Consider the following 4,689-nt stretch of genomic DNA (forward strand, 5'->3'; position numbering starts at 1 on the left):
TGCGGAGATTATCAAACCAACTGCTACGTAGTATCCAAAAACGGGCGCGAGATTATCATTGATCCAGGTCAATATTCATATGATTTTGTCGTAAAAAATTCACACGCGCCGCTCACTATTTTAAACACTCACGGACACTCCGATCACGTTCTTGACAATGTTAGCTTAAAAAATTTTTTTAATGTTCCGGTCTATATCCATAAAGACGATAATTTCATGCTTCACGAGGATCTTTGGGATGCCGGTCAGCAGCCGATGTTCGACGCGATATGTGTGGGCGGAGCGAAATTTGAGGACGTTAAATTTAACATAAAAGACTTTGAGATCGAGTTTATGCACTTTCCTGGGCATACGCCAGGATGCTGTATGGTGCGCGTGGACGACGTTATCTTTAGCGGAGATTTTTTGTTTAGAGGCTCGATCGGACGCTACGATTTTCCGTTTTCAAACGCCGAGGATATGCGCCAAAGCTTGCTAAAATGTAAAAATTTGCAGGGAGATTTTATACTATATCCGGGTCACGGCGAAAAAACGACGCTAAAAGTCGAACAGCCAAACCTCGACTTTTGGATACACATACTAGAAAAAGAAAAGATTTAACAAGGTAGATTTTGACTTTAATTTTTTAAAAACTTAAAAATAGCTGCTACAAAGTTAAAGTAGTCAAGCCATATAAAAAGCAAATTTGAAGATGCAAACTTAGCATTATTTACATTGATTTTGCCAAAATGCTACCAAAAAGGACTGCAAAAAATCAAATTTAAAAACAAAGGGGGCGCAAAAAATTTTACCGCACCGCTCAAAATACTTTCAAATTTGGCTGAACTTATGCGTTTTGCCTTGCCTCTTCCCTACGCTTTTCTTCGTTTTTTCTTTGCGCGGCTTGCCTCTGTAAACTGGTTTTGTAAATTTTAAAGATATGATCATCTAAAATAACGACCTGAAAAGTCCCCTCAAAAACCTTTATATCGTTCGTCGTGCCGATTACTCGCACCTCGCGTTTTTTACTCTCGTTAAAGTGCGAGCGCGCGTCAAACTCGATCGCTTCGTTTAGCTTGGTTGGGGCAAAAAAATGTATCTTAGCCCCGATAACTACGCTAAAAGTCTCATTGACCGCCGCCATCGCCGCGTAGCTAGCCGCAGAGAAAACAAAACCGCTGTGTATGAGCCCCTCGCTATCGGCGACCATATCGCCAGTGGCAAAAAAACGCGTTTTAGCGTGATTTGGCTCGAGCTGCGTCACGGCACCGCTTAGGCCGATTTTTATATTCGGCGAAGTTTTTAGTTCGTTGCGAAACGGATTTTCGTCCTCGGGTAGTACGACCCCGTCGCTACTGTTGTCGTCGTAGATATTTTCGTCCATTTTTCACCTTTTTATACGCTTAGTTTTAGATAGACCCGTTTTGGCGCGGGATAGCCCTCGACTGTGCGCGTAGGATCTGCGGGATCTAGGAAATCGCCCAAACTCTGCCCCAAGATCCACTCTGTTTTTCGCTGCTCGTGCGCGTCCGTCGGCTTTGTGGCCAAAATTTGCGCGTCTTTGAAATTTGCCCTCTCGCACCAGTTTAAAAGCGCGCTAATAGTCGGCACGAAGTAGATATTCGGTATCTTTGAGTATGTATTTTTAGGGCTCAAGGCAAAATCGCCCTGCATATCAAGATACATCGTGTCCAAAAATAGCTCGCCGCCCGCATTTAACGCGCATTTTAGCTCTTTTAGCGTACGCACGGGATCGCTTCTGTGATAGAGCACGCCCAGGCAAAAGAGCACGTCAAATTTGACGCCGTAGTGGGGCAGATGCTCGACGCCTAGTAGCTCGTACTCTATGCCCGAGTGCGCGAACGCATCGATAAATTTAAACTGCACAAAGCTCATAACGCCCGGATCAAAGCCGATCAGCTTTTTGGGACGCTGCGGCAGCATACGAAAGAGATAGTAGCCGTTGTTGCAGCCGATATCGCCCACGACCTTATCCGCTAGATCCATGTGCGGCGCGAGTAGGTTAAATTTGACAAAACTCCTCCACTCGCTGTCGATAAAGATATCGTCTATCTTAAACGGTCCTTTGCGCCACGAGCGTAAATTTAGCGCCGTTTGCAGCGTCTCTTCGCGCTGGGCGGGGTTTAAATTTGCGTTTATCTCGACTATATCGTCAAATTTGAGCTCAAATTCGCGCCCCTTAAATTTAGCCGCTAGCTCCTCTACCTCCCGCATCAAAGGCGCGTAGGTTTTGCCCGCCAGCTCCCTAGCCTTCGCCGCTCTAGCCGCTTCTAAGCTCATCACTCCGTCCAGTCGATGATGTTTTTAGGGCACTCTTTGTGGTAGACGCCCGTCGCGTCGTAGTACTCCTTGCACTCGTTGTAGTACTTCGTCGTCACGCCGCGGTCGTTTAAAAACACGCAACCGCCCAGCATCGCCGCCAGAGCCGAGAAAAATAAAATTTGCGCTAGAGTTTTCATTTGAAAAATTTAGCGTGCTTTTTTTTCATGTATTCGACGACTTCGAGCACCTCGTCCACGCCCTCGGCACCCGAGTTTTCTAGCGCGTCGTCGATACACTCGATGTAGGTCTCTGCGGCGTCTTGTAGCCTATCTTTTTTTACGCCGGCATAATACAGCATCGCCTCCAGCATCATCGAAAGCTCGTAGCTTAGCTCGTCCACGGTAGGTTCTATTTCTTTCATTTTCTATCCTTGTAAAATCGTTTTTTTAGTTATTAGGTCGGTTATCTGCGCTTTTACGTTTTCATAGCTAAAGCTATCCTTAAAGCCCGCAAAAAGCCCGCCGCTAGCATTCACGTGTCCGCCGCCTCCGACTAAATTTTTAGCCATCAAGCTCACGTCCGCCTTGCCGTTGGCGCGAAAGCTCAGCGTCTTTTTGCTCGTAACGTCGATGAAAAAATCAATATCGGGGTTCGCGACTAAAAAATCATTACCTATAACCGAAGTGTTGCCGATATTGTAGGTTAAAATACCCTTAAAATCGTTATATTTTATACTAAATTTCTCTTTTTCCTCGCTTAGTTTTTTTACGACGAAGGCTGAGATTAGATTGCTTAGCGTATCGTTTTTATCCTCTTTGAAAAAGTCCTTTTTAAACCCAAAAATTGCCTCGTCAAGCCCGACATAGTCGTCTCCGGCGTCGAAAAACTCCCGCGCTCGTTTGATTAGATAAAAAAGATAGCGCGAATTTTCAGCCTCAAACATCGTTTTGTTTATCTCTTTTGCGTTTGCGACGAGTCCTAGCCCGACCTTGCCCATTTCAAAATTTACGTCCTCTTTTAGCCAGATATCGACTGCGTTTACGACGTCGCTAAAGTGTTTTAGGCTCGCATCGACCCCGTAAATTTTAGCGAAAAAATCATGCGTGATCTTGGTCGCACACCTTGAGCTATCTAAAAAATACCAGCCAAATTTGCTCGCGCACTCGGCTCCGCTTTGGTGATGATCTAGGAGTAAAATTTTAGCGTTTTTATTTACGAGCGCCTTTTCGTAGGCTTCACACTGCTCCACAGTTAAATTTAGATCCGTTATCAAGATAAGCGCTTTTTCGTCATTTTTAGCCGCTTCGTCTTTGCCGCGATTTTCGGACGCATTTTGCGAGTTACCATTTTGCTCGCCGCTTAAATTTGACTGCGCCCGGGCTGCGTTTTTATCTGAAATTTGAGCCAAAATTTGATCAAATTTCTCGTCGATCTCCTTGCCGTAGTTTGAGTTATAAAATTTAACGTTTTTAAAATAGTGATTCGTTATTACCTGTGCGCCGTATCCGTCCAGATCGGTGTGCGAGAGGTGATGGATGGTCATTTTATTCCTTACAAATTTGATATTTCTATCGTGCCTAACGTCTCAAACGGCGTATTTGCCGCGACTTCGGCAAAGCTAAGCACCGTGATATCTATGGCGAAATTCGCACAGATATCGGCGATAAATTTACGCAAGCTAGGCTCCACGCAAAGTATCATCGAGCCGTACTCCGAGATCGGCCGCTTCGCCCTCGCCTCGCGCAGAGCCTGTACGATTGCCGACGTCTGCGAGACGTTTATCATCAGGTGATACGCGCCGTCTTTATACTGCACGGCGTCGATCAGCTTTTGCTGCGCAGCGGGCTCCATCACGTAGAAATTTAGCCGCCCGTCCTCATCGACGTAAAGCGAAGTGATAGCGCGAGCAAGCGCAGTACGGACGTGCTCGACGATCATATCGAGGTTTTTGCTGACCTCGGCGATGTCGCTTAACGCCTCTAGGATGCTTAGCATATCTTTTATCGGGATATGGTCTTTTAGTAGCGCCTTTAGCACCTTTTGGATCACTCCGATAGGCGCTATGCGCAGCGTATCCTCGACGATGACCGGGTATTCTGATTTTAGCTTGTCGAGCAAATTTTGCGTCTCTTGGCGGGTTAGGAGCTCAGCGGCGTTTTGCTTTATCAGCTCGCTCATATGCGTGGAGATGACGCTCGCGGGATCTACGATCGTGTAGCCGCTTAGTATCGCGTCCTCTTTTACGCTCGCATCGATCCATAGCGCATCGAGGCCAAACGCCGGCTCTTTAGTCGGGATGCCTTCTATGTTGTCGCTAACTAGCCCGCTATCCATCGCGAGGAATTTATCCGCGTAAATTTCACCCTGCCCGATCACGACGCCTTTTAGCTTAAAGCGATATTCGTTTGGCGGTAGCTGGAGGTTATC

Annotated in this window: 7 protein-coding genes; 1 reads left to right on the plus strand and 6 read right to left on the minus strand. The window is 46.4% G+C overall.

Going from position 1 to position 4,689, the window contains the following annotated elements; genetic code table 11:
- On the plus strand, positions 1-600 hold a 600-nt coding region (locus Q0200_RS04535; RefSeq protein ID WP_297938277.1), incomplete at its 5' end, for an MBL fold metallo-hydrolase.
- 226 nt (positions 601-826) lie between these two features.
- On the opposite strand, the gene Q0200_RS04540 is transcribed toward Q0200_RS04535, so the two are convergent.
- From Q0200_RS04540 to Q0200_RS04565, 6 genes are all read right to left on the minus strand, one after another.
- Entirely contained in the window at positions 827-1,363 is a 537-nt protein-coding gene (locus tag Q0200_RS04540; RefSeq protein WP_297938279.1) for a PaaI family thioesterase, read from the minus strand.
- A gap of 11 nt (positions 1,364-1,374) precedes the next feature.
- Entirely contained in the window at positions 1,375-2,280 is a 906-nt protein-coding gene (gene cmoB / locus Q0200_RS04545; RefSeq protein WP_297938282.1) for a tRNA 5-methoxyuridine(34)/uridine 5-oxyacetic acid(34) synthase CmoB, read from the minus strand.
- Positions 2,280-2,459, minus strand: a complete 180-nt coding sequence (locus Q0200_RS04550; RefSeq protein ID WP_002946522.1) for a hypothetical protein — start codon at positions 2,457-2,459, stop codon at positions 2,280-2,282. Before Q0200_RS04550 ends, cmoB begins: the two co-directional genes overlap by 1 nt.
- A complete protein-coding gene (locus Q0200_RS04555) occupies positions 2,456-2,683 on the minus strand; it encodes a hypothetical protein (RefSeq protein WP_276709694.1) in 228 nt (75 codons plus the stop codon). The genes Q0200_RS04550 and Q0200_RS04555 overlap by 4 nt, the downstream gene beginning before the upstream one ends.
- Positions 2,684-2,686: 3 nt before the next feature.
- Positions 2,687-3,805 carry a 3'-to-5' oligoribonuclease B gene (locus Q0200_RS04560; RefSeq protein ID WP_297938292.1) on the minus strand — a complete coding sequence of 373 codons (1,119 nt, stop codon included), beginning with the start codon at positions 3,803-3,805 and terminating at the stop codon, positions 2,687-2,689.
- 8 nt (positions 3,806-3,813) lie between these two features.
- Positions 3,814-4,689 (minus strand): FHIPEP family type III secretion protein (locus Q0200_RS04565; RefSeq protein WP_297938295.1); only part of this gene is annotated, 876 nt, incomplete at its 5' end.

Origin of the sequence: uncultured Campylobacter sp., assembly GCF_938045225.1 — a bacterium.
GTDB lineage: Bacteria > Campylobacterota > Campylobacteria > Campylobacterales > Campylobacteraceae > Campylobacter_A.